The organism is Mesorhizobium sp. M0011, from assembly GCF_040324155.1.
Classification (GTDB): domain Bacteria; phylum Pseudomonadota; class Alphaproteobacteria; order Rhizobiales; family Rhizobiaceae; genus Mesorhizobium.
In genome coordinates, this window is the sequence record NZ_JAMYVQ010000045.1 from 15460 (window position 1) to 41456 (window position 25997).

At 59.0% G+C, this 25997-nt stretch carries 14 protein-coding genes and 12 pseudogenes; 12 read left to right on the plus strand and 14 right to left on the minus strand.

The features are described from left to right. Positions 1-1020 precede the first annotated feature (1020 nt). The 6 genes and pseudogenes from NKK51_RS30145 to NKK51_RS30165 all read left to right on the plus strand — a co-directional run bounded on the left by NKK51_RS30145 (position 1021) and on the right by NKK51_RS30165 (position 8388). Entirely contained in the window at positions 1021-2412 is a 1392-nt protein-coding gene (locus tag NKK51_RS30145; protein ID WP_352555844.1) for an aspartate ammonia-lyase, read from the plus strand. A 400-nt stretch (positions 2413-2812) separates the two neighbouring features. Beyond that, positions 2813-2947, plus strand: coding sequence for a hypothetical protein (locus NKK51_RS30150; RefSeq protein ID WP_352555846.1), 135 nt, complete (start codon positions 2813-2815; stop codon positions 2945-2947). 78 nt (positions 2948-3025) lie between these two features. Continuing rightward, a pseudogene (locus tag NKK51_RS32465) lies at positions 3026-3351 on the plus strand (ISL3 family transposase); the annotation flags it as partial. 493 nt (positions 3352-3844) lie between these two features. Then, on the plus strand, positions 3845-5275 hold the full coding sequence (locus NKK51_RS30155) for a CapA family protein (RefSeq protein WP_352555847.1): 1431 nt from the start codon (positions 3845-3847) through the stop codon (positions 5273-5275). Positions 5276-5549: 274 nt separating this feature from the next. Beyond that, the gene (locus NKK51_RS30160) at positions 5550-6782 is read left to right on the plus strand and encodes a hydantoinase/carbamoylase family amidase (protein WP_352555849.1); all 1233 of its coding nucleotides are present in this window, start codon (positions 5550-5552) and stop codon (positions 6780-6782) included. A 208-nt stretch (positions 6783-6990) separates the two neighbouring features. Further along, positions 6991-8388, plus strand: coding sequence for a M20/M25/M40 family metallo-hydrolase (locus NKK51_RS30165; RefSeq protein ID WP_352555851.1), 1398 nt, complete (start codon positions 6991-6993; stop codon positions 8386-8388). Between the two features lie 25 nt (positions 8389-8413). Here the strand turns inward: NKK51_RS30165 and tnpC are convergent, their stop codons facing one another. The 3 genes and pseudogenes from tnpC to tnpA all read right to left on the minus strand — a co-directional run bounded on the left by tnpC (position 8414) and on the right by tnpA (position 10840). Beyond that, the gene (tnpC, locus tag NKK51_RS30170) at positions 8414-9952 is read right to left on the minus strand and encodes an IS66 family transposase (protein WP_502902524.1); all 1539 of its coding nucleotides are present in this window, start codon (positions 9950-9952) and stop codon (positions 8414-8416) included. Positions 9953-10057: 105 nt separating this feature from the next. Continuing rightward, positions 10058-10371: pseudogene (tnpB, locus tag NKK51_RS30175) on the minus strand (IS66 family insertion sequence element accessory protein TnpB). Positions 10372-10423: 52 nt separating this feature from the next. Next, the gene (gene tnpA / locus NKK51_RS32470; RefSeq protein WP_502902523.1) at positions 10424-10840 is read right to left on the minus strand and encodes an IS66-like element accessory protein TnpA; all 417 of its coding nucleotides are present in this window, start codon (positions 10838-10840) and stop codon (positions 10424-10426) included. 427 nt (positions 10841-11267) lie between these two features. Here tnpA and tnpB (NKK51_RS30185) point away from each other — a divergent pair, with 427 nt between their 5' ends. After that, positions 11268-11444 carry an IS66 family insertion sequence element accessory protein TnpB gene (gene tnpB / locus NKK51_RS30185; protein WP_352555853.1) on the plus strand — a complete coding sequence of 59 codons (177 nt, stop codon included), beginning with the start codon at positions 11268-11270 and terminating at the stop codon, positions 11442-11444. 268 nt (positions 11445-11712) lie between these two features. Here tnpB (NKK51_RS30185) and NKK51_RS30190 read toward each other — a convergent pair whose 3' ends face one another. Further along, the gene (locus NKK51_RS30190) at positions 11713-13119 is read right to left on the minus strand and encodes a hypothetical protein (protein ID WP_352555855.1); all 1407 of its coding nucleotides are present in this window, start codon (positions 13117-13119) and stop codon (positions 11713-11715) included. 478 nt (positions 13120-13597) lie between these two features. Then, positions 13598-14794, minus strand: a pseudogene (locus NKK51_RS30195) (IS256 family transposase). A 548-nt stretch (positions 14795-15342) separates the two neighbouring features. Between NKK51_RS30195 and ltrA the strand changes: the two are divergent. Then, positions 15343-16752, plus strand: coding sequence for a group II intron reverse transcriptase/maturase (gene ltrA, locus NKK51_RS30200; RefSeq protein WP_352555857.1), 1410 nt, complete (start codon positions 15343-15345; stop codon positions 16750-16752). A gap of 683 nt (positions 16753-17435) precedes the next feature. Here the strand turns inward: ltrA and NKK51_RS30205 are convergent. The 3 genes and pseudogenes from NKK51_RS30205 to NKK51_RS30215 form a co-directional block, all read right to left on the minus strand. Then, positions 17436-17534: pseudogene (locus NKK51_RS30205) on the minus strand (transposase domain-containing protein); the annotation flags it as partial. An 8-nt stretch (positions 17535-17542) separates the two neighbouring features. Beyond that, positions 17543-17726, minus strand: a pseudogene (locus tag NKK51_RS30210) (IS66 family transposase); the annotation flags it as partial. A gap of 392 nt (positions 17727-18118) precedes the next feature. Next, the gene (locus NKK51_RS30215; protein ID WP_352555859.1) at positions 18119-19348 is read right to left on the minus strand and encodes an ATP-grasp domain-containing protein; all 1230 of its coding nucleotides are present in this window, start codon (positions 19346-19348) and stop codon (positions 18119-18121) included. Between the two features lie 181 nt (positions 19349-19529). Here NKK51_RS30215 and NKK51_RS30220 point away from each other — a divergent pair. Next, positions 19530-19941: pseudogene (locus NKK51_RS30220) on the plus strand (IS256 family transposase); the annotation flags it as partial. 268 nt (positions 19942-20209) lie between these two features. On the opposite strand, the pseudogene NKK51_RS30225 reads toward NKK51_RS30220, so the two are convergent. The 4 genes and pseudogenes from NKK51_RS30225 to ectA form a co-directional block, all read right to left on the minus strand. Then, positions 20210-20563: pseudogene (locus tag NKK51_RS30225) on the minus strand (ISNCY family transposase); the annotation flags it as partial. Between the two features lie 94 nt (positions 20564-20657). Further along, entirely contained in the window at positions 20658-21050 is a 393-nt protein-coding gene (locus tag NKK51_RS30230; protein WP_352555860.1) for an ectoine synthase, read from the minus strand. Beyond that, positions 21028-22398, minus strand: a complete 1371-nt coding sequence (gene ectB / locus NKK51_RS30235) for a diaminobutyrate--2-oxoglutarate transaminase (protein ID WP_502902525.1) — start codon at positions 22396-22398, stop codon at positions 21028-21030. Before ectB ends, NKK51_RS30230 begins: the two co-directional genes overlap by 23 nt. Positions 22399-22443: 45 nt before the next feature. After that, a pseudogene (gene ectA / locus NKK51_RS30240) lies at positions 22444-23028 on the minus strand (diaminobutyrate acetyltransferase); the annotation flags it as partial. A gap of 591 nt (positions 23029-23619) precedes the next feature. On the opposite strand from ectA, the pseudogene NKK51_RS30245 reads away from it, so the two are divergent. Together NKK51_RS30245 and NKK51_RS30250 are read left to right on the plus strand one after the other, a co-directional pair. Further along, a pseudogene (locus NKK51_RS30245) lies at positions 23620-23910 on the plus strand (integrase core domain-containing protein); the annotation flags it as partial. 300 nt (positions 23911-24210) lie between these two features. Beyond that, positions 24211-24627: an SET domain-containing protein-lysine N-methyltransferase gene (locus NKK51_RS30250; protein WP_352555862.1), complete on the plus strand. Its 417-nt coding sequence runs from the start codon at positions 24211-24213 to the stop codon at positions 24625-24627. Between the two features lie 252 nt (positions 24628-24879). Here NKK51_RS30250 and NKK51_RS30255 read toward each other — a convergent pair. After that, a pseudogene (locus NKK51_RS30255) lies at positions 24880-25250 on the minus strand (transposase); the annotation flags it as partial. A gap of 53 nt (positions 25251-25303) precedes the next feature. Between NKK51_RS30255 and NKK51_RS30260 the strand changes: the two are divergent. Further along, positions 25304-25583 (plus strand): annotated as a pseudogene (locus NKK51_RS30260) (IS5/IS1182 family transposase); the annotation flags it as partial. Between the two features lie 296 nt (positions 25584-25879). On the opposite strand, the pseudogene NKK51_RS30265 reads toward NKK51_RS30260, so the two are convergent. Continuing rightward, a pseudogene (locus tag NKK51_RS30265) lies at positions 25880-25997 on the minus strand (IS110 family transposase); the annotation flags it as partial.

Below are 25997 nucleotides of genomic sequence, written 5' to 3' on the forward strand. Positions count from 1 at the left end.
GTAGTCACACTGCACAGGCCGGAATAGCTTGGGTTGGAACGAGAACGCTCACCTTGACCCGACTTGCGCCCACCTCCCAGGGCGGACCTGCCCGGGGCCGCTAGCTTAATTCTTCAGGGCGCCTCTTTGCTCGGTGTCGAAGCCGCCCGCAAAGTCGCTCTCCGCTCCGAGTGAAACAATTTAGTAAACTGCACAAATGGACCGGTTCGCCTGAGGCGCGCCGCGCAGCTCGCTCGTATGCTGCGAGGAAAATCTTAAGGCGCATGCCCACTTTCCGTGGCTTTGCCGTCGGTCAAGAGCTGCGACAGTGCGTCAGCAAGGAGTTTGCGTCGATCATGCAGGAAAACTCCTCCAGGTTCTGGAGCGCGCACAATTTCGACGTTAGTCGCGGCTTTTCTGAGATAATAGAGCGTAAAGCTAATGTAACCTCAACGAAATAGAAATGGTTGGCATCAACAACAAAGGAGGAGGAACTATGAACCGCAAACCTTTCTTGGCGACGTTGTCCACTGTCGCAATCGCGGCGCATTCGTAAGCCGCCGAGCTTTGGGGCGCAGTCGCCGGGCGATCTGCGAGTCCGGCTCTACGGCAACGTCGGAAGGGCCAACATTGAAGCCGTTCGAAGCTGAGACCGGGATAACAGTCACCCCGATCACCGACGACATCACATTGGCCCAGCTTGAGTTAATGACAACACAGAATAATGTTACAATCGATGTGATTGCTGAGAGCCCCGCCTCAATGCTCGTGGGGGAAAGGGTTATCTCGAGAAGATAGACTATTCGATATACCGAAAGGAAGAGCCTCGGCGGTCGTACTCGAGGTCGGCGCACAAAGCCGGAAAGACGCCGATGATCAACGACCCCTCGGATTATCGGCTCGACGCCATACCCTTCGGCGGTTTCAAATACGGCAGCATGGGCAGGGAAGGCGTGCTTCGCCTATGAGGACATGACTCAGCCCACCGTCGTTGGCATCAATCGGGGATAAGCAGAGTTCTCGAAGGATGATATCGCAGCCATGAAAGCACAAGTGTTGTGCGAAGCGCAAAAGGCTCCAGCATTCAGGGGCTTGGACTCTTCGGAAGGCATGATCTTGGGGACCGACACTATTTATTGTGACTACCGCACCGAACATGATCCACTAGGTTCCATGAGCGTACCGGTGGATCGTTACTACGGTGCACAGACCGCCAGAGCGGTGGAGAACTTTCCCATTTCGGGCATTGCTATCAAAAGCATGCCGTTCGTAATTCAGGCGTTGGCCCATGTGAAGATTGCGGCTGCGCAGGCGAATTGCGAGGAGGGCGTCCTCGTCGCGGATAAGCGAGACGCCATCGTTGAGGCTTGCAAGGAAGTGCTTGACGGGAAGCACAATGACGAGTTTCCCGTCGACGTATTCCAAGGCGGCGCGGGCACCTCGACAAACATGAATATGAACGAAGTTCTCGCTAACCGGGCGAGTGAGTTGCTGGGGGGAGTTCGCGGCGAAGGGCGGTTGGTTCACCCCAATGATGAGGTCAATCGTTCCCAATCGACGAACGATGCATACGCCACCGCTGTGCGCCTGTCGGTGATTCCTGCAAGCCGCACTCTGCGCGGCGCGCTCGTCGTTCTTGCCGATGCCCTAAAAGCCAAAGCGCAGGAATTTGAGCATATCCGCAAGCTCGGTCGCACGCAGCTTCAGGACGCGGTACCAATGACGCTTGGTCAGGAGTTTGGGGCTTTCTCGACGACGATTCTCGAGGATTGTGAGCGCCTGAAGGAGACCGAGCAGCTTTTCCTCGAAGTCAATCTCGGCGGAACTGCGATCGGAACAGGTGTTGCAGCGACGCCATCTTACCGAGCCCGCGTGCTGGAGCATCTGTCGCGCAATACCGAGCTCCCGCTGATTGGCTCGAAGGATCTCTTCGAGGCAAGCTGGGACATGGGCGCCTTCATGTTCCACATGGGGCTGCTGAAGCGGACCGCTGCAAAACTGTCAAAGATCGCGAACGATTTCCGGCTCTTGTCAAGTGGTCCGCGCGGCGGCATCGGCGAAATCCTACTTCCAGCACTGCAACCCGGCTCATCATTAATGCCTGGCAAAGTGAACCCAGTAGCGGCCGAAGCGCTCAACCAAGTGTGCTTCTTTGTCTATGGGATGGACACGACAGTCGGAATGGCCGCCGAAGCCGGTCAGCTACAGCTCAATGCCATGGAGCCAATTATCGTCTTCAGCATCCATAATGCCATGGAGCTCCTGCGTAAGGCCGTACTGACGTTCACGGCAACCTGTGTGGAGGGCGTCAGGGCCGACGCTCCCAAGTGCGAAGCGAATCTGAAAAGAAGCACTGCGTTCGCAACGGAGCTTGTGACCACCATGGGCTACGAGGCGGCTGCTAAGATCGTGAAGGAGAAGCTGGCGAGCTGAGGGTTCGGGCTGAGTTGGCTGAAGAAGGTCATCTGGTGATTAGAAGCGAATAGACGTGTGTTTCCCCGGCCCTCTAGGGCAACTTGGCTGTCGTCGAAGAAGCTCCGGCGGCAGCCACTTTTTTCGCAAGGATTACTCCGCTCGCCGCCGAAGTTTGGCACGTAAATGTACCCAGACAGGTTGGATCCTCCAGGTGGTCCGTAATATATTTTTTCGATCTGTTATAATATTGCGGTATATCAGCGGCACGCACAGCTCGAAATATCTTCAATGTTTTTTTTGCAAACGCAATAACGCCGCTAGTCGTTGGCAAATCGGACATGTCTGCACGGCCTGCACAAGGTGGCAGGCGAACGGTTGTGCAGGCTGATAGCGCGACAACGAAATCACCGACGCGATCATGGAGAAAACGAATGCAGCAAGGCTGGACAAGCTGACTGATCTCACCGCAATCGAAGGCGATGGAAGCAACATCGAGAAGGCTCTGGCGGGGCTGGCTGAAAAGATCGGCTTTGGCGGCTATGCGTTTCTTTAAGATCTAGCCCGGTCATATGTTTGGCGATCTCGAACTATCACCCAGATTGGCAGTCCGAATACGAAGCTATTCCCGCGGACGCGGCTCCCCTCCGCACGGACGAACGCGCGACTGATGACGATTGGACGCGACCCCCTCACCAAATCGGAAACCGTCACAATAGCTGCCATCGAACAGGGCGTTCCATCTCTCGTCGATGCGCGGTAGATCATCGCGGACTTCGACGCCATGATCCGCAAGAAGGACGTGAAGGAGTTGACGTCGTGGCTTGAGCGCGCTTCAAAGCCTCGTGGCTTCTTTCGGCAACGGCGTCACAAAAGACCAACAGGCGGTCCGGGCCGCGATCGTATCGCCGCGGCCCAACGGGGCAGACCGAAGGCCAGATCACACAAGCCGGATTGATCGGGGCGACCTGACCTTCGCCTACAGAAAATGTGCGTCAGAGCCCCATTTGTACGGCTATCCAAGGTCCCCGGTTCGGCGCCGTTACGACCGCGCCTCACCATCATCACCTCAAACCTGCCCTTTTGAAGACCGACGTCAAGCGTTAGCCTGATTAGGCCGATCTCCGCATATTTTCCTCGCTATTTGATAAAACATTGCAGCCATTGAGCGTATAGCCCCTCCGTTTGCAGTCAATCGGCGTGAGGCGCGTTATACATTTAATCTATAGTTCACCCTGAACAACACACGTTGAACGTCGTGGGGTTGGTTTTGGGCAGAAGACCTTCGTAACTTGGTGGGCGCTTCTGCCGCGGGATCCGCTGTTCGAATCGATAGCCGATGCAAAGAAAGGCCGGGACAGACCATGGGACTCGTGTGCTTAGTGCATGGCGCCCTCGATAGGAGTTTTCAGGATGCAAATCGTCAAGGATGTCAACTTGGATTGAGGATTCTATGAAGAAAAATACGCACGAGAACTGTCATCCGGTCCAACACGGTGGCGGCTTTGATATGGTCGGTTCGGTCGCAACGAACGTTGCGGATGGTTTCACGATGGTAGCGGTTGGCGACCTTATTGTGACGCGACCGCTGACCAAATGCCAAGATGCCGGCTTTGGTGCTGTCGTCGAAATCCTTCATGGTGCTGATGTCACATTTGGCAACATGGAAACCAATATTTTCGATGTTCGGTCGTTTGCCGGAAGCCCGGCAGCCGAGTACGGGGGAGCATATCATGCTAGCCTGCCGGAGCTCGGGCCTGATCTTAAAGCAATGGGATTTAACCTGCTTAGTTATGCGAACAACCATTCACTTGACTGGGGCGTTGAAGGCATGCGTGAGACGTGTCGGGCGCTTGATCAGAGCGGGATCGTTTATGCGGGTGTGGGCGAGAACCTAGCACAAGCAGGTGCCGCACGCTTTCTCGAGACTACACGAGGCCGCGTGGCATTGGTGTCCCTTGCTGCATCGTTTACGCCGCTGTCTCGCGCGTGCGATTCCGCTGGCGAGGCGCCGGGCAGACCAGGGCTTAACGGCCTTCGTGTGGTTCGACGTGTCGTGGTCTTGCCGGAAATGCTTGAAAGCTTGCGTCAACTACGTGATGCATTGCCCGATTCCAAACCTGGAGTTCGATCGACCCCCGATGCGGTCTCAGGGACGACAGAGGAGCGGCCCGAGCAGGTCGACGATGGTGAGAATACATCAGGGGTTGTTGTTGCTGGCGTGACATACAAGACGGGCGACAAAGTTGGCTACAGCTATGAAGCGGACCCTCGCGATGTCGCTGACATTCTACGAAACGTTCGCCGGGGCAAGCAATTCGCCGACTTCTGTATCGTCACGAATCATGGTCACCAGCCAGGGAATTGGAGCCAGGAGCCGCCTGATTACGAACGATCGTTCGCGCATATGCTCATTGATGCCGGAGCGGACGCGTATATCGTACATGGACCGCATCAGTTGCGAGGCATCGAGATCTACAAGGGTCGGCCGATTTTCTATAGCGTCGGAAACTTCATCATGGATGATCTCCGGACTCCCATAGGGGCTGACATGTTCGCCGCTCACGGTAAGGATCCCAGAAACGACACGGATGCCGAGGTGTCCGTGGCCGAGATGACACGGGGATTCTCAAATCCCGTTTTCTATGAGAGCGTTGTTACCGTCAGCAAATTTGAGCAGAATAACCTTGCCGAATTGCGGCTGTATCCGATCGAGCTTGGTCACACAAAGAGGTTTGCCAATCGAGGCGTCCCGCGGCTCGCCCGAGCGCCGCAAGCAAGAGCCATTCTGGAGCGCCTACAGAACCTCTCCAAGCCATTCGGGACCGAGATCGCCATTGAGAACGATATCGGTTGCATCAGACTGCGGCCAAGTTCGGCGTGAGGCAGGTACATTAATCGATGGCTTTCCATTCAAGCCTCGATATCAAAGGTGGCTGAATGCCATCCGCGCTCAAAGGAGAGTCTGTGGTATTCGCACGGACACAATTGCTGAATCATCTGCCGTCGGCACAACTGGTCCTCTCTGCCTGCCCTATGTACCCGGTGGCCGTCGCCAAACGGCAGCCTCTGAGATTGCCGTCATCATTCTAGTTACGGCCACTTCATTACCGCGTGCGGCGTAGCTGTGTACGTGCCAACCCGGGAGGGCTCAACAAGTGCCAAAGATAAACCGCGAGCGATTGCTCTCAGATCTCAGACGGTTCGCCCAATTCGGAGCATACCGGACAGGTGTCCATCGCCCGACCTATTCGCAAGAGGACATGGACGCACGCCGTTGGCTTGCTCAGCAATACGAAGCCTTAGGCCTTGAGGCCCATATCGACGGGGTTGGCAATGTGTTCGGCATGCCGCGCTCCCCACGTCAATCGCTGTTGATCGGATCGCACGCAGAGTCCCAGAACCATGCAGGATGGCTCGATGGGGCGCTTGGCGTGATCTACGGCCTTGAGATCGCCCGGGTCTTCGCGGAAACACCGGACTGCGCCGGTCTTCCCATCGCACCGGTCGCATGGGCGGATGAAGAAGGCCACTACGTCTCGATGCTCGGCAGTCGTTCATTCGTCGGTGACATCCAAGAAGCCGAGATCGACCGCGCGGTGAATGTCGATCACGGGCTGCCACTCAGGGAAGCGCTCCTTGCGGCCGGCCTGTCCGGCGTGCCCCGATCTCTGGGGAAGCCGGGGCGCTACGTCGGTTATCTGGAAGCACACATAGAACAGGGCGACGCGCTGGAAGCCTCGGGCAAACGGATCGGTGTTGTCACGAGCATCGTCGGGATCTGGCAGTACTCAATCGTCTTTCACGGCCTCCAGAATCACGCCGGCACGACGCGGATGGCTATCAGAAAGGATGCCGGCGTCGCTGCAGCAATGCTGGCCATGGCCATTGCCAAGCGCTTTCCAAAAGTCGCCGGTCCGCGTACCGTCTGGACCACAGGCCGCATTACGCTGGAACCGGGCGCTCCCAGCATCATTCCGGGCAAGACAGAAATGCTGTTCCAATTCCGGGATTCAGAGATGGCGGTGCTTGAGCGCCTCGATGCGGTACTAAGGGAACTGGTGGAAGAGACCGCGATGAGATCCGGCTGCCGTGCTGAGATCGAGCGGACCGAGACCGGCAAGCCATGGCAGATGCATCCAGCCTTCCAGACAGCGATAGAGAATGCGGCCGCACGTCATGCACCCGGCGCGTATGTGAGGATGCCAAGCGGGGCCAGTCACGACGCACAGATTGTGGCTCGCAAGCTGAGGGCCGCTATGCTTTTTGTGCCAAGCGTAGGCGGTATTAGCCACTATTGGACTGAAAACACAGACGATGCCGACTTAATACTCGGTTGCCAAGTACTGGCTGACGCCGCGGAGATGATCCTGCGTGGCGAATCAAGCTAACAGCAACAACTGTGCGTCGGAGTCCTCTTCCGTGCTGGTCTAGCCTGTTACGATGGCTGCGCGGCAGATCACACCCGCCAAATGCGCAGAAGTTGGACTTGGGCGAATGTGCGAGTGTCACCTGAATAGTCGTTAGGATATTTGCGGCGGCGGCCTGCCGGCCGAAAACTCCTCAGTCCTCTACCTTTTCCTTTTCACAGGCAAAAATATGACATCTTCTGACGTTTTGAACGCAGTATTCGAGCATATCGAGGCGAACCGCACCTCCTTCCTCGATCGCCTGATCGATTACCTTCGGCACCCGAGCATCAGCGCCGAGAATGTCGGCATCGCCGAAGTCGGCGCGCTGCTGGTCGAGATGCTCACCGGGATCGGGCTCGAGACCAGCCTAGTGCCGACCGCAGGGCACCCGATGGTGGTCGCGCGCTGGGAGAAGGCTCCGGGCAAGCCGACCGTTGTGCTCTACGGCCATTACGACGTGCAGCCAGCGGACCCGATTGAGAAATGGCACACCCCGCCTTTCGAGCCGACCATCCGTGGCGGGCGCGTTTACGCACGCGGCGCGGGTGATAACAAGGGCCAGCATTTTGCACAACTCCTGGCAATTGAGTCCCACCTCAAAGTGCATGGCGCGCTTCCGTGCAACGTCATCCTGCTATTGGAAGGGGAGGAGGAGATAGGCAGTCCGAACATTGCGGATTTCGTGCGGGCTAACAAAAATATCCTGAAAGCCGATCTTGCCGTCACCGCCGATGGCCCGCGTCATGCCAGCGGCGCCCCTGTAATTAAGTTCGGTTCGCGTGGCGAGGTGTCTTTTGAACTGCGCTGCCGCCACGCTAACAGCGATTTGCATTCGGGAAACTACGGCGGTGTCGTGCCCAACCCTATCTGGACCTTGGTGCATTTGCTCGGCACGATGAAGAACGCCGATGGTGAAATCACAATCGAAGGTTTCCACGACGAAATTGAGGCACCTTCACAAGAGGAACTGACCGCAGTCAAGCGCTTGCCGCTCGATATCGAAGCGTTCAAGCAGAAGCTCGATCTCTCTAGGCTGGACGCCCCTGAAGAAAGGCCCTTCTACGAACGTCTTTGCTTCCGGCCGACCCTGACGATCAATGGCTTTCATGGCGGCTACGGCGGCGCCGGGGCCAAGACGGTCTTACCAAGCGAAGCTTTCGCAAAATGCGATATTCGACTCGTTGAAGCGCAGGACCCTTCTGACATCTTCCGCAAGGTGGCTGACCACGTAGAAAAACATGCGCCTGATGTGCAGGTTGTGGCGATGGGAGATATGTTTCCCTCCAAGACATCGATTTCGTCCCCTTTCACAGCGCCACTGTGCCGGGCTTTCGTGGCTGCGCAAGGCGTTGAGCCTCTGCTAATTCCGGCCGGATTCGGGAGCCTACCCGGATATGTTTTCACTGGTATCCTCGGTATACCTGCTTTCGTCACACCTTACGCGAATCACGACGAAGCAAACCACGCGCCGAACGAAAATCTAGAGCTCAACTGCTACTACAGTGGAATTCGCACGGGCGCTGCGTTGTTGCACGAACTTGGGCTGTTGCAACTTCATGTGCGCGAGGGCAATGAAGCGCAATAGATGGCCTTGGTGAGCTTCGAGTAGCTCAGATGGAGCACTCTCCTCCACGTAATGGCGACGCGACGGACGTCTTGAGAGTCACCGCTGTTCTCAGGCCCGGCCTTGAGTGGTGCGGGGGCGCCCAGGGCAGCAGGTCGTCGAGTTGGCTTTGCGGATGGCCGGCGACGATGCGGGTGATGACGTCGGTGAGGTAGGCGTACGGGTCGACGCCGTTGAGTTTTGCGGTTTCTACGAGCGAGGCGATGGTCGCCCAGTGCTCTCCACCGCCGTCGGAACCGGCGAAGAGCGCATTCTTCCGATTGAGGGCGATTGGCCTGATCGAGCGTTCGACCACGTTGGAGTCGATCTCGACGCGGCCGTCGTCGAGGAAGCGACCAAGTCCGGCCCAGCGCGAGAGCGGGTAGCGGATTGCTTCGGCGAGCTTGCTCTTCTGGCTGACCAGGGCGAGCTTCTCGCGCAGCCATGGCTGGAGGGTATCGATGACGGGGCGGCTTCTCTCCTGGCGGGCGGTGCGCCGCTCTTCGGGCGAGCGTCCCCGTATCTCGCTCTCGATCCTGTAGAGCTCGGCGATGCGCTGGAGCGCCTCCGTGGCAATCGGCGCGGGTCCGGACTGGGCCAGTTCGTAGAAGCGTCGACGGACATGCGCCCAGCAGAACGCCAGGCTCACGGCATTGCGCTCGGCCAGCGCCCGGTATCCGGCGTAGCCGTCGACTTGCAGGATCCCAACGAAGCCCTGAAGGTGGCGCAACGGCTGTTCAGCCTTGCGGTCGGGCGCATAGAGATAGGCGACGCCGGGTGGAGCGATCCCGCCCCAGGGGCGATCGTCGCGGGCGTAAGCGAACAGCTGGCCCGTCTTGGTGCGGCCGCGCCCGGGATCGAGCACCGGCGCCGTGGTCTCGTCGGCGAAGAGCTTGCCGGACGCCTTCAGCCGCTCGAACAGCCGCTCGTGGATCGGCCGGAGCAGGAAGGCTGCCTTGCCGACCCAGTCGGCGAGCGTCGATCGATCCAGGTTCACGCCTTGGCGGGCATAGATCTGCGCCTGGCGATACAACGGAAGGTGGTCAGCGTACTTGCCGACCAGAACATGGGCGACGGTCGCCTCGGTCGGGATGCCCCCCTCGACAAGCCGTGGCGGAGCCGCCGCTTGCACAACGACCTCCTCGCAGCTCCGGCAGGCATACTTCGGCCGGCGCGTGACGATGACGCGGAACTGGGCCGGCACGATGTCGAGGCGCTCGGAGCGATCCTCGCCCATGACGTGCAGCATTCCCTTGCAGCACGGGCAGACCTTGTCGGGGATGTCGATGACCTGCTCGATACGTGGCAGGTGCGCGGGCAGTGAACTGCGGTTGGCGCGGCGCTTCCTGGCGCGAGCCTCGCGTTTAGCAGGATCGGCGGTGTCCTCCGCGGCGAAGCCCTCCGCCTCGACCTGCTCGGCCTCTTCCAGGCCCAGCAGCAACTGGTCGACCGGCAGGCTCTCTGCCCTGCGGCCGAAGCGGTGGCGCTGCAGTTCCTTGATGATCTGGCGCAGCCGCTCGTTCTCGGCGCGCTCCGCCGCGAGCATCGCCTGAAGCGCGATCGGATCGTTGGTCTGAGGCTCGGCCGGGTTGCTCACAAGGCCGATTCAATCATGCATTCCAATGCTTTGCCAGCGCCTCTAGCCATGGAATCAACTTGCCGCGACCGGCGCGCGCGTCTCGCGGGCGTCATGCACGCGCCTCCAATCCAACCCTTCCAGGAGCGCCTGCAATTGCGCCGCCGACAACCTCACCACGCCATCGGTGATGGCAGGCCAGCAGAACTTCCCGTCGCCAGCAGGCACACGCCGGTGCCGTCGAAGTACACCAGCTTGACCCGGTCGGCGCGCTTGGCCCTGAAGACGTAGACCTCGCCAGAGAACGGATCGGCGCCCATCGTCTCGCGCACCAGCGCCGCCAGGCCTTCGGCCCCCTTGCGGAAGTCCACCGGCTTCGTCGCGACCATCACCTTGACCACACCCGTCGGCCCGATCACGACGGCGCCTTCAGCCCACGGATCACCGCCGCCACCGTCCTGGCGTCGGCGCCACGACCGACCCGCATGGCGACGCCGTCAACAGCTCTATCACGCCGGTTTCTCGCGCGGCCTTCCGCTGCCGTGTCGATCTCGTGCGCTTCCCCGCCGGTTCGGGCTCCTGTGCCGCGACCACCGCTGGAACAAACAACGGCTCCGGTGCCGGCGCATTCGCCAACGGCACCCGCGCGGACCGGCGCCAGGCGAACAGCTGCTGCGGGGACAATGCATGTCGCCGAGCCACCGCGCTCACCGTCTCGCCAGCATCGTAGCTTTCCGCCACGATCCGCGCTTTCTCCTCCGGCAACCATTCGCGCCGCCGTCCAGAACCCGTGAATATCTCAAGCCGTCGAACCGGCTCCTCGTCCCTGGACTTAAGCGTAAGCTCTGAAATCGTCATGTGTCGAAGCCCTCAAAGGCTCCGAGCATCGTCGCTCACGACAACGCGCGAAAGGTGCCAACGGGATAGCGCTTACAACGAAGTAACGGCGGTCGGGGTTGATTTGGCAAAGCGTGTTTTTCAGGTTCATGGGGCGGGTGCAAAAGGCCGCCCTGTTTTCCAGAAGAAGCTTCGCCGTGAGGAGGTTCTGAGCTTTTCGCCAAGTTGCCGCCTTGTGTTGCCGGCATGGAGGCATGTGCATCATCGGGTGCGCGAGATTCGCGCTCTTGGCTATGACGCCAAGTGATTTCCGGCTTGGTACTTTAAGCCCTATGTGAAGTTATGGCTAGGTGAGCATAACTTGACTTGGACTAACCCGCTCCGCGATTGCGGAGCGGCAAGGAGGGTGTGGTGGCACCTGGCAAAATGTTCAACCGCCCGCCCGCACATGGAAAAAATTCTGACACTCCCGCCGACAGGAGGGGCGGTTGTTGCGTTTCGAGGACGCCGCGGCGATCGTTTGAAACTTCTCTATTTTGATGGCCAGGGCTTTTGCCTTTTCAAAAGCTTATCGCCATGCATAGGCGGCTACTCTAGCAAGCCGGCGGATATAAACCTTAGCTGAAGTGTGTTTGTAACCAACCTGGGAGAAATGCGCCGCAATGCGGTCCATCTCTTCACCTAGCGCCCCGCTGCGAAGGCGCCTGAACACACTCGGATATTTGAATTAAGTTCCAACATACCACTCTCTCAGGAATACCGTGGCCGAGGAAACCGTGACCAGATACTATGTGGCGGCAAAGCTCACCAGCATGGCTGAATGGCAGGCTTCTGGCGCATGCCGCCACATACCGAAGTCCGGCACGTAAAATGGGATCGGCACCCCCAACTGTTTACGCACCAGCGATAGCGACGGGCAGTAGAATCCCGCTTCGCCCAACGTTCATCACAGCATCAAAGCTTGCGCGCGACTGAAAACCTGCTAGGCGGCCACCGAATACATAACAATCTATTCCATACGGCATTTTTTTTAACGACCGGCTTGGCTGGTGCAAAGCCGTAACCTCTCCGGGCCTGACGTACTCTTGAACGACGTACGGGTCGCGGCTGGCCCGATCCATGTGTTCCTCCCACACCTCGGAGGATGTGAGACGTCCAACCAGGACATGCTCGCCGCGCGTCGCGTTCGAAGGCTTCAGAACGAGGTTGGCCTTGTTCTCCCGGATGTGGCCGATGAGTCCGATCCGACGCCGTTCCGGGTCAGTTGTTGCTCCCGCTCTAACAAGACGGGTCCATGGAATATGACGTGAAATAAACTCGATCTGCTCGGCGTTGAAGTTCGAGCTGAATCGATCATCGCTGAGTACAGCAAGGATAGCCTTATCAGATAGTACGCACTGGGCGATCCACGGGTTTATTGAAACTACTTCGTGAGCCGCGCACGCGTGTAAGTAGGCCATACATTCCGTAGATTTAATCGTTTCTCTGACATCAAGTTTATTGTAAACCAGTTCTATGAGTTCGCCATCCGGCCCGACTAAACCACTAGGCGTTCGCTTCATTGCGGTAACATCTAGCAGCGCGGCTTTGACACCTGCGTCTCTTAGGCCGTTCACCATCCACTCTACTTCGTTTGTAAAGCGGCCGCGAAAGTTGACTACGGCGGCGGTTCTGAGTTCGCGGCCAGTCGTAGCACGATAGGCAGACGCCAGTTCCCAGACAAAGCAGTTGGGATCTTTTGCGAAAGGCTGCTTGCCCACGTCGAGCAACAGGCCACGTGTCAATGGGTTGGGTATCCGGGTCCAGACTTTCGCGGCGAGGCCGTTCTGAATAACCCCGCCAGGCCCTTCGGTGTTCGTTTCAATTATTTTATAATATCCATCGTTGCCAATAAGGCCATCCAGGCGGCATATTCTTACAATCGGCCGATGTTTTGGAAGACGAGTAACCAAATGCCGCAAATGTTTGTAGGTTGGAAACAAATCTTGCACGTCTTCATTGCAGCAATACATCTCGGCGGCGATATCAAGCAGCTTGACTACCATCTCAGCGGTAGCGCTGAGGTGATTTGCCAGTCCGCAGTCTATCGCGAGGGGCCGGAGACATACGGGATACGCCCGCCCCTCAAAGTGCATGCCCGCCTCTGCAATCGCGCTGGACAGTTCGTCTTGAGCGTCCCAGATCGCGCCTGAATCGCGAGTTGCGAACTCGCAGAGTCGGCGCTCAATTCGTGCATCCGCCTGGCTGATTGCAGGCGCTATTGCAATTTCCGCGGGGCCTGACCCCATCTGAGTTGTCATGAGCAGCTCCTATCTAGTGGCCTTGTGGTATTGCGTTTGCGAGAACCGACATATTCTTGGGACAGTGCGAGTTTAGCTCTGGGATCGAGCCGGTCTGGCGTCAGCAGACGGCCGGAGCGCGCGAATCTCAGCTTCGTATGGCGTACTGGGTCGGGCCATTTTCTGCCCCGTTTGGTCGCTGACAGGACTTAAAAGATAGTGTGTTGACGTTTTTCAGAAACTGCCAAATCTGGTGGCTTGACGCTTCCAGAGACCGCTGCCTCTCTTCGCTGATGTCGAACCACGTCGGCCCACCGCTACTGGCGGGCTTCGGTAACGGGGTCGGGTGCAGTCAAGTCCAAAAGAGATGGCAGCGAGTGGTTCGGCAACAGACTGTGTCGGCCGATTGAGGACTGTTCATTCCGAGCGCGGATCGTGTCCCAGAGAGTGGTGTAGCTGACGGCTTGGTCGCCGTGCTCTCCGGTATGGGCCGGGCTGATCAGCGTGCCACTGCTGGCAGGCTGATGAGGGGATCATCACTCATTTGGCTGATCGTTTCCAGGGTCATGTATCTGGCGCGCTGCACGGCCCATTCGTCGTTCTGTTCGAGCAGGATCGCGCCAACCAGGCGGACGAGGGCGTCGTCATTTGGGAAGATTCCGACGACCTCGGTGCGCCGCTTGATCTCGCCGTTGAGACGCTCGATCGGGTTGGTCGAGTGCAGCTTGGCGCGGTGCTCCTTGGGGAAGGTCATGTAGGCCAGCACGTCGGGCTCGGCGTCGTCCATGATTGTCGCCAGCTTCGGCACCTTCGGTCGGATCTGGTCGGCGACGGCGCGCCATTGTACGGACGCGGCCTCAGGCGTCTCCTGGGCGAAAGCGGTGGCGATGAAAGCGGAGACGACCCTGCGGCCGCTCTTACCGGCATGGGCCAGCACGTTCCTCATGAAGTGGACGCGGCACCTCTGCCATGTCGCGCACAGCACCTTGGTGACGGCCGCTTTGATGCCTTCATGGGCATCGGAGACGACGAGCTTGACGCCGCGCAGGCCGCGACGTGTCAGTTTGCGCAGGAACTCCGTCCAGATCGGCTCGGCCTCCGACGTGCCGACCTCCATGCCCAGCACCTCGCGCCGGCCGTCCGCACTGACGCCGACAGCGATGATGACGGCGACCGAGACGATCCGGCCGCCGCGGCGAACCTTCAGGTAGGTGCTCAATCCATAGGTATGGCCAGTCGCCCTCGATCGGCCGCTCGAGGAAGGCCTTCACCTTGCCGTCGATCTCCTCGCACAGCCGCGAGACTTGGCTCTTGGAGATGCCGCTCATCCCCATGGCCTTGACCAGGTCGTCAACCGACCGGGTCGAGATGCCTTGCACATAAGCTTCCTGGATCACTGCGGTCAGCGCCTTCTCGGCCATCCGGCGCGTTCGAGGAAACCCGGGAAGTAGGAGCCCTTCCTGAGCTTGGGGATGGGCAGTTCGACGGCGCCGGCCCGCGTCTCCCAGTCCCGGTCGCGGTAGCCATTGCGCTGGGCGAGCCGCAGCGGGTTCTTCTCGCCATAGGCGGCGCCGGTGGCCGTGCCCACCTCCATTTCCATCAGCCGCTCGGCGGCAAAGCCGATCATCTCCCGCAGCAGATCGGCATCCGGGGTCTTCTCCACGAGCGTGCGCAGGTTCATCATGTCGTCGGTCATCGGTGGTCCTTCCGAAATGGGTTGGCGTCAACAACCAAACCCTACCGGAAAGCGCCGATGACCACCGCAAAGCCGCTCGCTCGCTACAGCGCTACCAACGGCGCGCTCGCGAGCGGCTTCGCTACCGCCGAGCTACACCACCTGTGGGGAGTACGTCATGCCAAGCTGATGATTGCTTGTGGGTGCAAGTCCCATCCGGCCAAAGCCGTAGCGGGCAAGCCGGGACCCAGTCTTGCGGGCGTGGCGGCAACGCGGGGTCTGAAGTGTAGACAGGAGCCATGCGGGGTGCGGGAATGAGCCTCGAAAGGTGAATGTTCGCGGAGGCCGAGTGTGTTCCCTATTCACTAAGGCAATATGAGCATCGTCGCTACGCGAGACGATGCCGCTCCGCCGGGGTCGATGGCCGGATCACGCATGGAAGGTAATCATCGGAACATGAGAGGCCCGACCGGGTCCGCTGGATTGGTCTCCAGCGGGGGACAGCAGCAAGGTACTGCCAGAGCTGCCGTCCGAGCTGAGGTCGGGAGTCGGACTGGTTCATAGTACCCGTGAAGCCGTCGAAGGAAACGAGGCGAGTGGAGGGAAGGGACCAGCCTGAGGGGAGCCTGCGCGAGGAGGCCAAGGTCCGGACACAGAGCCGGGTTGCCTTGCCGCTGAACCTCGAGCGGGTGAACGCGGCGGCCAAGCATGCTGCCCAAACCCGGTTCACGGCCCTGCTGCATCACGTCGACGAAGAAGCCCTTTACCGGGCGTTTCGGCGACAGAAGCGACAGGTGAGTGCTGGGGTCGATGGGATGACCGTGGCGAAATACGAAGAGGGTCTGACGGATAACATCCGTGATCTCTGCGAACGGGTCCACACCGATCGCTACCGGCCACAGCCGGTGCGGCGGGTTTACATTCCCAAAGCCGATGGCGGTAAACGGCCTCTCGGGGTGCCGGCGCTGGAAGACAAGATCGTCCAAAGCGCGGTGGCCGAGGTGCTGAGTGCTGTCTACGAGGTCGACTTCCTGGGATTCTCCTACGGCTTCCGGCCGGGGCGGAGCCCCCACATGGCGCTTGATGCCCTGCATACAGCGATCATGAGCCAGCGTGTGAACTGGGTGCTCGATGCCGACATTCGCAGCTTCTTCGACTCGGTCGACCACGAGTGGCTGCTGCGGATGGTGGCGCACAGGATCGCTGATCGTCGTATCCTACGGCTCATTGGGCTGTGGTTGCGGGCTGGCGTCCTTGAGAGCGGCGAGAAGCAAGAGACGGACAGGGGTACCCCGCAAGGGGCGGCCATCAGTCCGCTCCTCGCCAATATCTTCCTGCACTACATCCTCGATCTCTGGGCCCACCAATGGCGTCGCCGCCATGCACACGGTCGCGTTGTGATCGTGCGTTACGCTGACGACTTCGTCATGGGCTTTGAGAAGAAGGCCGATGCAGAGGAGATGCTGTTGGCCCTCAAGGCGCGGTTGGCCGGCTTTGGCCTGACACTCCACGAGGACAAGACGCGGTTGATCGAGTTTGGGCGGTTCGCGGCCCTCTCACGACAGCGGCGTGGCGAGCGGCGACCGGAGACCTTCGCCTTTCTGGGCTTCACCCACTACTGCGGGCGGACCCGGGATGGCCGGTTCATCGTGAAGCACAAGACGGAAGGGAAACGCCTGACGCGCAAGCTGAAGGCGCTGCGCCAGGATGCCTGGCGGCTCATGCACGCGCCAATGGCTGCGCAGCACAGGTGGTTCGCCGCCGTTCTGCGTGGACACTACGGCTACTACGGCAGGCCGCACAACTATCCAGCGCTCAACGGATTCCATCGGCAAATGCGCCGGATATGGCTACGGTGTCTGAGACGGCGCAGCCAGAAAAGCCGGCGCATGGGCTGGTCGGAGTTCGAGGCCCTGACGGCGCGCTTCCCCCTGCCAACTCCGCGCATCACTCGAACTTGGGCGCAAGCACGGATATGACGCGGGTTACCCTCGGGAAGAGCCAGGTGCGGGAAATCCGCCCGCCCGGATCTGTGAGGGCGAAAGCCGAATGGCTGAGCTACTCGACCACGACCCGAGCGCGTGATCGCGAAAAGAGCGCTGGATCGCATCCCTTCTTCTGAGACCACCTCGGGTTCATGCTTCGGTCCGTGGTCAGCGCGAGGGCTGCCATCATGATGCTGGTCCAGTGTGTTAACCCGATTTGCCCATCTCGTAAGCAGCGGGCCAGCCTCCAATCCGATCACTACTATCTCGTCGCCCAAGGCTCGAAGGAAGTCGTGGAGTGCCTTTGGTTCACTCGGAACCTGGGCCTCCTTCACGATCTTTCCATGTTCTGCGGCGTGGCAATCAACGTGAGGCTTCTATCCCAGGTTGCTATGTCGTGTTGTACAACCGGAACAGACCACACTAAGCCCTGGGTAACATCACGCCCACAGAATTCGCCGTCAAAAATGCTGCTGGAAAAACAGGCCGCATTAGGCAGAAATGTAGCTTCGGACTTTCCGTCGAACTGGAGGTAACAAGGTCTCAGAGTCCGCATACGAAGAAGGCAACATGATTGGCGCGCGCGCGTGGGCGCGGCGGGCTCTATGATGGCGTTGTGTGACGGTCAGGCGGCCTGCTGATCGGTGGCTTGTCGGCTCACGCAGGCGCTTCCATTCCTAGGGTAGTAGTTCGTGCAGACGCGAGGCGGGAACATCCGCAATGCGGGCCAGGGCGTCGGCAAGCCAGGCTTTCGGGTCGACGTCGTTGAGGCGTGCCATGAGGTATAGGTCCATGTGCGCCCGGTCGCGCACTTGTCCTTCGCCAGGATGCGAATGGTGGTTCGTCCCCATGAGGGCGCTCGGCCGCGAGCACATGGCCTCGACTAGCTGGAAGAGCGGCATGACGGCGATGGTTCCGTGGCTGTCGACCTGATCGGCCAGCGTCGACAGCGGCAGGTCGATCCCCTCGGCCACTACATCGGATGGAGCGAGTACGAACGGAACCAGGAACTGCTCGCGGCCAATGCTTATGACACAGCCGGCGGCGTCAAGTCGGGCCGCGGCGGTCGCGCGCTGCTCCCGGGTTTCATCTCCTGTGGTCAATGCAGGTGAAGACTGGTTGTCATGTATGCCGGACGCGGCCAAGGTTATCCGGTATATCGCTGCGAGCGCGGCAACCTCATGATGGCCCAGGCGCGATGCATGTCGTTCAACGACTTTCGCACCGACGCGGCGGCGACCCGCGAATCGCTGGAGGCGGTTGCGCCGATGGCGATCGAAGCGGCGTTGCGCCAATGTTCGGCGACGATCAGATCTTGCTTGGCGCCACCTGGGCCGGGAGATACGGCCTCAGATTGCTCCTACTCGTCAGGGGTCGGAAATGGTGTGATGGACCAATCGATCAAGTCGACGGCATGCTGAAGTATCGCCTCGGTCTGCGCATGGGTAGGTGAAGCGGCGATGACATGTCCGATACAGTCTCGGTAGTCGCCTTTTCTGACGATCGGCGTATTGGGTTTAACATAGAATTTGGCCTCGGCGACACCTGATACGGCAGCCGCTTGACTGTCGCCACCGATCCAATCGAGGGCGCCATCGCGTTCAGCCACCAGGAACCGCGCGGCCGCAGTGTGCGAACGCCTTTTACGCAAATCGCATTCGTCGCCGATGACAAGCTTGATGTGTTCGGTGATTAGATCGACACCGTAAGCCAGCTGAACCAGTTGGGGAGCGGGAGTGCCATGAAGCCGCGGATTGACTTCAATGACGACTGGGCCATCCTTCGTCCACCGGAATTCAATGCCCGTTGGCCCCCAGCCAAGGCCGAGAGCTCGCAAACAGCTTAATGAAACTTCGGCGATGCAGTTACTCTCCTCATCAGACAGAAGGGCCGGCAAGGTGAACTGGCGATAGACAAAATGCGGAGGAGGGCCGAAGTCACAGGTGCCAATCCCAATCACCTCGTTTCCCATTATTTCAACGGTATAATGGGGGCCTTGTGCGAATTCTTCGACCAGGATACTCGGCGAGGATCGCCATAGGTGCTTCTCGCCCAACAGATGGGTCGTATATTCGGCTATGTCGTCGAGGTTGCGGCACAATCGGACTCCAATACTGCCGCCGCTGCCCACGGATGGCTTAAGAATCACCGGCAGGCCGATCTCCGCGGCAGAGCTTTCAACATCCCTCGCATTTGCTGCCAAGCGATAGGCAGGCATTGGAACGCCGGCCTCCGCGAGGAGTTGATGTTGAGTAAATTTGTCCTGGCATTGTTCAATGGATGCGGGATTCGGTCCCGGTAGATCGAAATGCCGGCAGAGCTTGCCAACTGTCGCGTAGGCCGCAGATTTGCCCACAATACCAGCAATATCATAGATCGCACGTATCCGGGAACATTCGAGGATCAGCGCATCGAGATTGCTTGTATCGACACGCATTGTCTGAATCTTTTCCACCGCAAGATAGTCGTAGCAAGTTGGGTCAGCCGAAAGGATAATTGGATGAAGGCCAAGACGCTGGGCCGCTTGGACGTATAGCAGACCACAACCCCATGGACCGCCTTCAACCAGGATGAGCGCTTTTCTTCCCATTGCTGTTGAGCCTCCGTTGCGAGCTATGCGGTGGTCAGAGTGTAGATCGGCATCAGCTATTTTGGCCGTAGCAGTCCCTTAGACCTACGATGAAGGTACCATTGTCGGCGCTCTGCAGTCGGCAAAGATTCGGTAAAATTAGGTGAAGGATCTGTTGCAACATGTTGGTTGCCGGCGGTGTGGAATGGAGCGTCTCGAGGATCTGATCTGGGCCGTGACCGATGCCGTTCTGGAGGAAGTGGCCGAATGGCAGAACCGGCCTCTCGATGCGGTCTATCCGCTCGTCTTCTTCGACGCGATCCGGGTCAAGCATCAGGGACGAGGGCTTCGTGCGCAACAAGGCCATCTACATCGCGCTCGGCATCCTGCCCGACGGCACCAAGGAGATCCTCGGCATCTGGATCGAGCAGACCGAGGGCGCCAAGTTCTGGCTGCGCGTCATGAACGAGCTGAAGAACCGCGGCATCGCCGACATCCTGATCGCCGTCGTCGGCGGCCTCAAGGGCTTTCCCGAGGCGATCGGCGCCGTCTTTCAAAACACGACGGTCCAGACCTGCATCGTGGGCCTGTTGAAGAAGTGCCGTCACGCTCTTTGATACCACTAAAACCGAGGGCGTGTGGATCTCTCGGGACAAGTCCGTCGGGAGCCTGATGACTGGGCGGACAGTGGACGGCGTATAGGGGGGATGAGCCGGATGCAGGCTTTTGCGCGGAACTGCAGGAACCAGGTCCTGATGGGAGCCGTGTGAGCTGAGAGGTTCACGCACGGTTCTGAGAGAGCGGAGGCGCGCAAGCGTCTCCGCTACTCGCCAACGCGCGTATTTTGACCGTTTTCAAGCACTTGTCCCTGGCTGGCGGCACCGCGGCCTGCAGCGGTGCTTGACCATAAAAGGCGATGTGGCGCTCCAGCATCGGCAGCAACCGCTCGCTGTCGCGCGAATTGCCGCCTCGATCACCAGATCGAGGACCATGCCGCTCCTGCCAGTGATCAGGTTGAGCTTCGGCGTCGCGGCTGCCTTAGACGATGATATGGGCATGGGGTTCGAACAGGCTGATCAGCTTCTCGCCAGCCGGTACCGGCTCGCCGGCCAGCACCCGCCGTTCGCTCTGATTGATAATACGTTCGATCAGCGGCCGATAGTGGCGGACCTGGCTCTGCCACAGTTCAATAAACGGATTGCCAAAGGTCGCGTGTGCGATCGCGATCAGCTCACGGTTACCCATGGCATCTTGTACGCTCATCGAAAAGCGGCGCCATACTGCTGTTAACTCACGAGACCATTTGGTTTGAGCTTTCCTTTTGGCGACATCAAGTCGCCTCGGACTCCAGAGCATAGGCGCCGGTCTCATCATGCACCTCGCGGCCGGTCAACGGAGGGTCGAAGACGCAGACTAGAACCAATTCGGTCTCGGCACACAGCAGGTGAGCGTCATGCTTGTTAAGCGCATAAATGATGCCCGGTCGTACGACATGTACCTCATCCGCCTGGAAGTCCGCAATGGAACCCGTTCCAGAGATGCAGTAGACCGCCTCGAGGTGGTTCCGATAGTGCATCTTGAGCCGAGCGCCCGGCTGGATCGTGGTGATATGAAAGGAGAAGCCCATCCCATCGTTCTTGAGGAGCAACCGAATGCTTTCCCAGCTCGACGTCTCAACACGCCGGGCTGTCAGTTTCTCCTCATTGAGATCCCTGACAATCATGATTCACCTCGTACGCTGCCGTATTCCTGACGCCGATCACGCTTTCGATCGCGTGGTCGAGGATGTCGAGGCCGTGGCTAAGCTGATCGTTCCCAATGACAAGGGGCGGCAGGCATTTCACGACCTCGTCTTTGGGACCGGCAGTCTCGACGATGAGGCCCGTCTGGAAGGCGGTCCTGACGACCTGACGGGCAACCTCGCCAGACTTCAGATCGAGGCCCCTCATCATGCCACGACCCTTGGCTGATATTCGCCCTGGACCGTACTTCCGTGCGATCTGCTCAAGTCGGTTTTTCATCAGATTGCCTTTCTCGCTGACGGACACTGCAAAGCTCTCCGTTCGCCAGAAGTGCTCGAGGGCTGCTCTGGCGGTCACGAAAGCATGGCAATTCCCGCGGAACGTGCCGTTGTGCTCTCCCGGCTCCCACCTGTCGAGTTGTCGATCAATTAGGACGAGGGCCATGGGTAGGCCATAGCCCGATATCGATTTCGCCATCGTGACGATGTCCGGGCGGAGACCGGCCGCCTCGAAGCTGAAGAATGCATCGGTCCGGCCAACGCCCGCCTGAACGTCATCTACGATCAGCAGAGCTCCGTGTTTGCGCGCAATGGCCGCCACCTTGCGCAGCCACTCCGTGCCGGCGACGTTCAGGCCGCCTTCGCCTTGAACTGTCTCGACAATCACCGCCGCCGGCGCGTCGACTCCGCTGGAGGGATCTGAGAGCAGGCGATCAAGATAATCGGCGGTGTCTACAGCGGATCCAAAATAGCCGTCATAGGGTAGCCGCGTGACACCGCCGAGCAGCTGACCGGCGGCCGCGCGGTGGTATCGGTTGCCGGTGCAGGAGAGAGCGCCAAGGCTCCCGCCATGAAAGCCATTGGTGAAGGCTATGATGTTGGGCCGACCAGTGATCTTGCGCGCTAGCTTGAGGGCTGCCTCGACCGCGTTCGCGCCGGTCGGGCCTGGAAACTGCACCACATAGTCTAGTTGTCGCGGCCTAAGGATCGTCTCCTGGAATTCTCGCAGAAAGGACTCTTTGGCTTCGTTATACAGATCGAGGCCATGGGTGATGCCGTCGCCCTCAATGTAGTCGGCGAGCGCGGATTTCAGCTCTGGAGGATTGTGCCCGTAATTTAAACTCGAGCAACCCATGAGAAAGTCGATATAGGCCGTCCCATCTCGCGCAAATAGATGAGTCCCTTTTGCCTTCGCGAAAACTACGGGAAAGCTTCGGGCGTAGCTGCGCACTTCAGACTCAAGATGATTGAAGATAGCGAATTCCTCCTCGTAATCTGGCGCACTTTGGAGAATCGTCGTTTCTTCCTTACTTAAATATTGACTTGGCATGCCAACGGGAATGGTTGCGGGACATAGGGAGCGTTCGATAGGGCCGATCGCTATCGTGTACTCGCTCTCATGCTGTCCCTTAAAATGAATATCGCGATCGAACCGCACAGCCTGCCGGATTGACGCGCGCAAACTCCGAGCCACACCTGCGAAGAGCAACTTGGACGTCGTGTTGCGAAGCGTCACCGTGGCCTTGATGTGCGTCACGCTCTCGCAAGATGGCCTGTTCAGGGCTGAGATGATCAGCCCTTTGCCCACCCCCAAGTTGCGTACCTCAGGATGCACGGCAATCTGCCAAATGAAGAGCGTCGACGGCTCGCTTGGCCGCCGGTAAGCGGCCAGCCAGCCAACGATCTCTCCAGCTCGCTCCGCGAGCACGCAGGTATCGGCGAAATCTGTGCAGAGCAGGAGCTCACAGTAAAACGAGTTGCGGTCTAGTTGCGGGCAGAGCGCGATAAGACCCCGCACATCGGCTGCATGACTGTCTGTCGGTTTTCGGAATGTCACTGGCGGCAACTGCACGCTGCGTGGCAACGAGAAGCGCTGGCTATCACTGACCATTCGAACCCTCCCGGCGAACACCAGTGCCGCCTCGCGTCGTGTTTCACGAGAGGACTTCTCAAAAGTCATACCAACTGCGCCGAGGGAGCCTTAGACATATTTTTCTCCGTTTTGTTCAATGACTTGTACCCGGAGTGCAGCATGCAGCCAGGCCGAAAACAATGTGTCGCGGATTCGACAAACACGACAGTAGGTGTCGGCTGCCCCCCGTTTTCTCAGGAATGGTGACGGGGTGAGCGAGGCATGTTTTTGGTCTGCGACTACATTTCGAAGAGGTACTTTGCCGTGGATCTGGCCGGAGTGACTATCCCATCGTATTCCAAGATCGTGTCCACAGACGTGGTGTAGCTGACGGCCTTGATCACCGTGCTCTCCGGCATGGGCCGGGATGATCAGCGCGCCACTGCCGGCAGGCTGGTGACGCTGCCCGCCTGTCGGAACAATCTGGTTCCAACAGGCTGCGACATACCAGCCGCCAGCGCAGTATCGCTTATCATCCTCTGCGCTTTCCCCAACCAGAATCGTTGGAGTTCAGATCGCCCCGCAACTGGCGGCCGTCTCGGTGACGGCAGCGGCGCTCGTCCAGAACGGTGTGATCGTCGCTTTCGAATGCCCATCGCAACCTCCTTCGTTCAGGTGTTGCGATGACCGCTTGAACCCGCCCAATATACGAGCGAGTGCAGTTCCAGCGGCTGATGACCGACCAAGGCATCACCTGTTCGATGAGCTGGTCCGGCAATGTCTGGGACAATGCGGCGATGGAGAGCTTCTTCTCGTCACTCGAAGCCGAGAGAGGACGGCCCGCAAGGTCTACAGGACGCGGGATGCCGCCAGGGCGGGTTTGTTCGACTACATCGAGCGCCATACAATCTCAAGCGCCGCCACTCGACGCTGGGCTACCCCCCCCACAGTCGCTCTAATGCGGTTCAAGTCACCCACGTATATTGGTAGCTATGACGACCTTGAGGGCAAGCTATATTCGCTCTCGAAACGAAAATGTTGAAATAAAAATCACTAGAAGGGTTTGAGTGTTGTTCCGGAGAGGCGCGCCCGACTAATGACGGATTGGCGTTTAACGGAAAGCTGCTCCGTTGTCGGTAGGGCAGGGTGGCAGGCATAGTGACGATGGTGATGTTGCGGTTCGGCCGAAGCCTCAATGGCGGTGCTGCCAGTTTGCGGTAGAACCGCGAGCCTCACAGGCGAGCGAGGATCGCAGGAACGCTTAAATATCAGCATTAGGAAGGCGCGACGGTGAATAAGATCTTTGATCACAGCAACGTTATGTATGTGAAAAATGTCCCTCGAAAAGGCCGCGGTGTATTTGCTAACACCCCGTTCACGGCTGGAGATGTAATTGAACGAGCGCCAACGTGGGGATTTAATAGTGCGGAAGTCGCACTACTAGATCGTACAGGTTTGTTTGAATATTACTTTGTGCGTCATGATAGACAACTTAAAAACGATTCTAAGGCCGGATACGTTATTTTCGGATTTATTTCAGTAGTGAATCACTCTTCGCTGCCGAACGCGAAAATATTTTGGTCGGATGAAGATTCTGGCGCGTGGGCTACGCTTGTAGCAGCAAAATACATAAAGGTTGGCGAAGAAATAACCCACCACTATACGAATATCTCTTCTTATCCACATTATATCAAATTCATTGAATGAAGCGCATTCGCCAGGCGGGATCCTGAGCACCCGCGCAATATCCTCGGGATGGGGTCAGCACCTTCACCTCGCGGCACACTGTGCCCGTTTCGTCGACGATGCAAATGCGGTCTCCTTCACCGAGACGTCCAATCCTGCACAATGTTTCATGCTACGCTTCTCCTTCCCGATAGCTTGTGGCTGTTCCAGGGAACCGACCACGGTTTATCATCAGCTCGAAGCGCAGCAACTTGATGGCGTCACCGCCAAACGATGAGGCTCAAGCCGAATACCCCAACTGTCGATCATGCCCGCCGTGGGACTGGCCTCGCGCCCGGCTCGTTCACGATCCACATCGTGGACGGTCTGAACAGAAACCGTCGCGCCAGTTCTCGCAACCAGCCATAGACCGTCTGCCAGGCTCCAAAGTGGATCGGCAGCATCCGCCAGCCGCAACCCGAACGGACCAGGTAGCGCACCGCATTGATCACCTCGATAATCAACCTCGCGCGGACGGCCACGCCGCCCAGGCTTGGGCATCAGCGGCGCGAACTGCTCCCACTCCTCATCCGTCAAATCAGACGGGTAGCGCTTGGTCTTCTTGGGATCTGGGCCATCCGGCCACGGCTCTCCTTTGTCCACATCCACAGCTTGAATCAGGCAAGCCCACATGCTCGACGCCCTCCAGCGCGATCCGATCCCGCTCGCCGACCGTGCTTACGACAGCGACGCCATTCGCGGCCTCGCCGCAGAGAAAGGAGCCTGGCCAACATCCCGCCTAAGAAAACCCTAACCGGCAGCTTCTCTTTCAGCGCATGGGTCTACAAACAGCGCAACCTCGTCGAGCGATACTTCAACAAGCTCAAACATTTCAGAGGCATAGCGACCCCAACGACCGCGATCCGCGAAACTTTCTCGCAGCGATCAAACTCGCTTCAGTTCGCATATGGTTGCGGGCTTATGAGTCTGCGGCCTAGCTAGTCTCTCATGTTCCCTGTCAAGGTTGAAGGCAAGAAGGCTCGCCTGCTTGGCAGGTTTGCGAAGCAGTCGGACCGGCTGAAGCTGCACAGGGCTGGGGGTGGAGCTCAGAGACGACGGTTGATCAGACTCTCATCCGCGGGTTGGGTACCGGCCTTCCGTATCTTCGTCTCGGGGCTGTCCTCGGTCTAGAGGGCGGGCGTCGGGCGCATCGGCTTGGCCACATAACTAGCGACGGGAGTTCCCCACCGTGGCCCCACCCCCAACACTGTGCAGCGGGTTGGGTCGAGACCGGCTATGACGGCGCGACCTCCCGACCGATGGCCCACAAGAAGGCGGCCATCTCGCGTGCGATCGCAGCCACGACCACCGGCGGCTTCTTGCCGGCGGCGCTGAGGCGACGATAGCGGGCG

Excerpts from the sequence above, each read along its gene's own strand:
- tnpA (WP_502902523.1), bottom strand. The coding sequence starts at position 10,840 with ATGACGATTTCAGAGCTTACGCTTAAGTCCAGGGACGAGGAGCCGGTT.
- NKK51_RS30145 (WP_352555844.1), top strand. The coding sequence starts at position 1,021 with ATGAAAGCACAAGTGTTGTGCGAAGCGCAAAAGGCTCCAGCATTCAGG.
- NKK51_RS30190 (WP_352555855.1), bottom strand. The coding sequence starts at position 13,119 with ATGACAACTCAGATGGGGTCAGGCCCCGCGGAAATTGCAATAGCGCCT.
- ectB (WP_502902525.1), bottom strand. The coding sequence starts at position 22,398 with ATGCCAAGTCAATATTTAAGTAAGGAAGAAACGACGATTCTCCAAAGT.
- tnpB (WP_352555853.1), top strand. The coding sequence starts at position 11,268 with ATGGAAAAAATTCTGACACTCCCGCCGACAGGAGGGGCGGTTGTTGCG.
- NKK51_RS30215 (WP_352555859.1), bottom strand. The coding sequence starts at position 19,348 with ATGGGAAGAAAAGCGCTCATCCTGGTTGAAGGCGGTCCATGGGGTTGT.
- NKK51_RS30165 (WP_352555851.1), top strand. The coding sequence starts at position 6,991 with ATGACATCTTCTGACGTTTTGAACGCAGTATTCGAGCATATCGAGGCG.
- NKK51_RS30150 (WP_352555846.1), top strand. The coding sequence starts at position 2,813 with ATGGAGAAAACGAATGCAGCAAGGCTGGACAAGCTGACTGATCTCACC.
- NKK51_RS30155 (WP_352555847.1), top strand. The coding sequence starts at position 3,845 with ATGAAGAAAAATACGCACGAGAACTGTCATCCGGTCCAACACGGTGGC.
- tnpC (WP_502902524.1), bottom strand. The coding sequence starts at position 9,952 with ATGCTCGCGGCGGAGCGCGCCGAGAACGAGCGGCTGCGCCAGATCATC.
- NKK51_RS30230 (WP_352555860.1), bottom strand. The coding sequence starts at position 21,050 with ATGATTGTCAGGGATCTCAATGAGGAGAAACTGACAGCCCGGCGTGTT.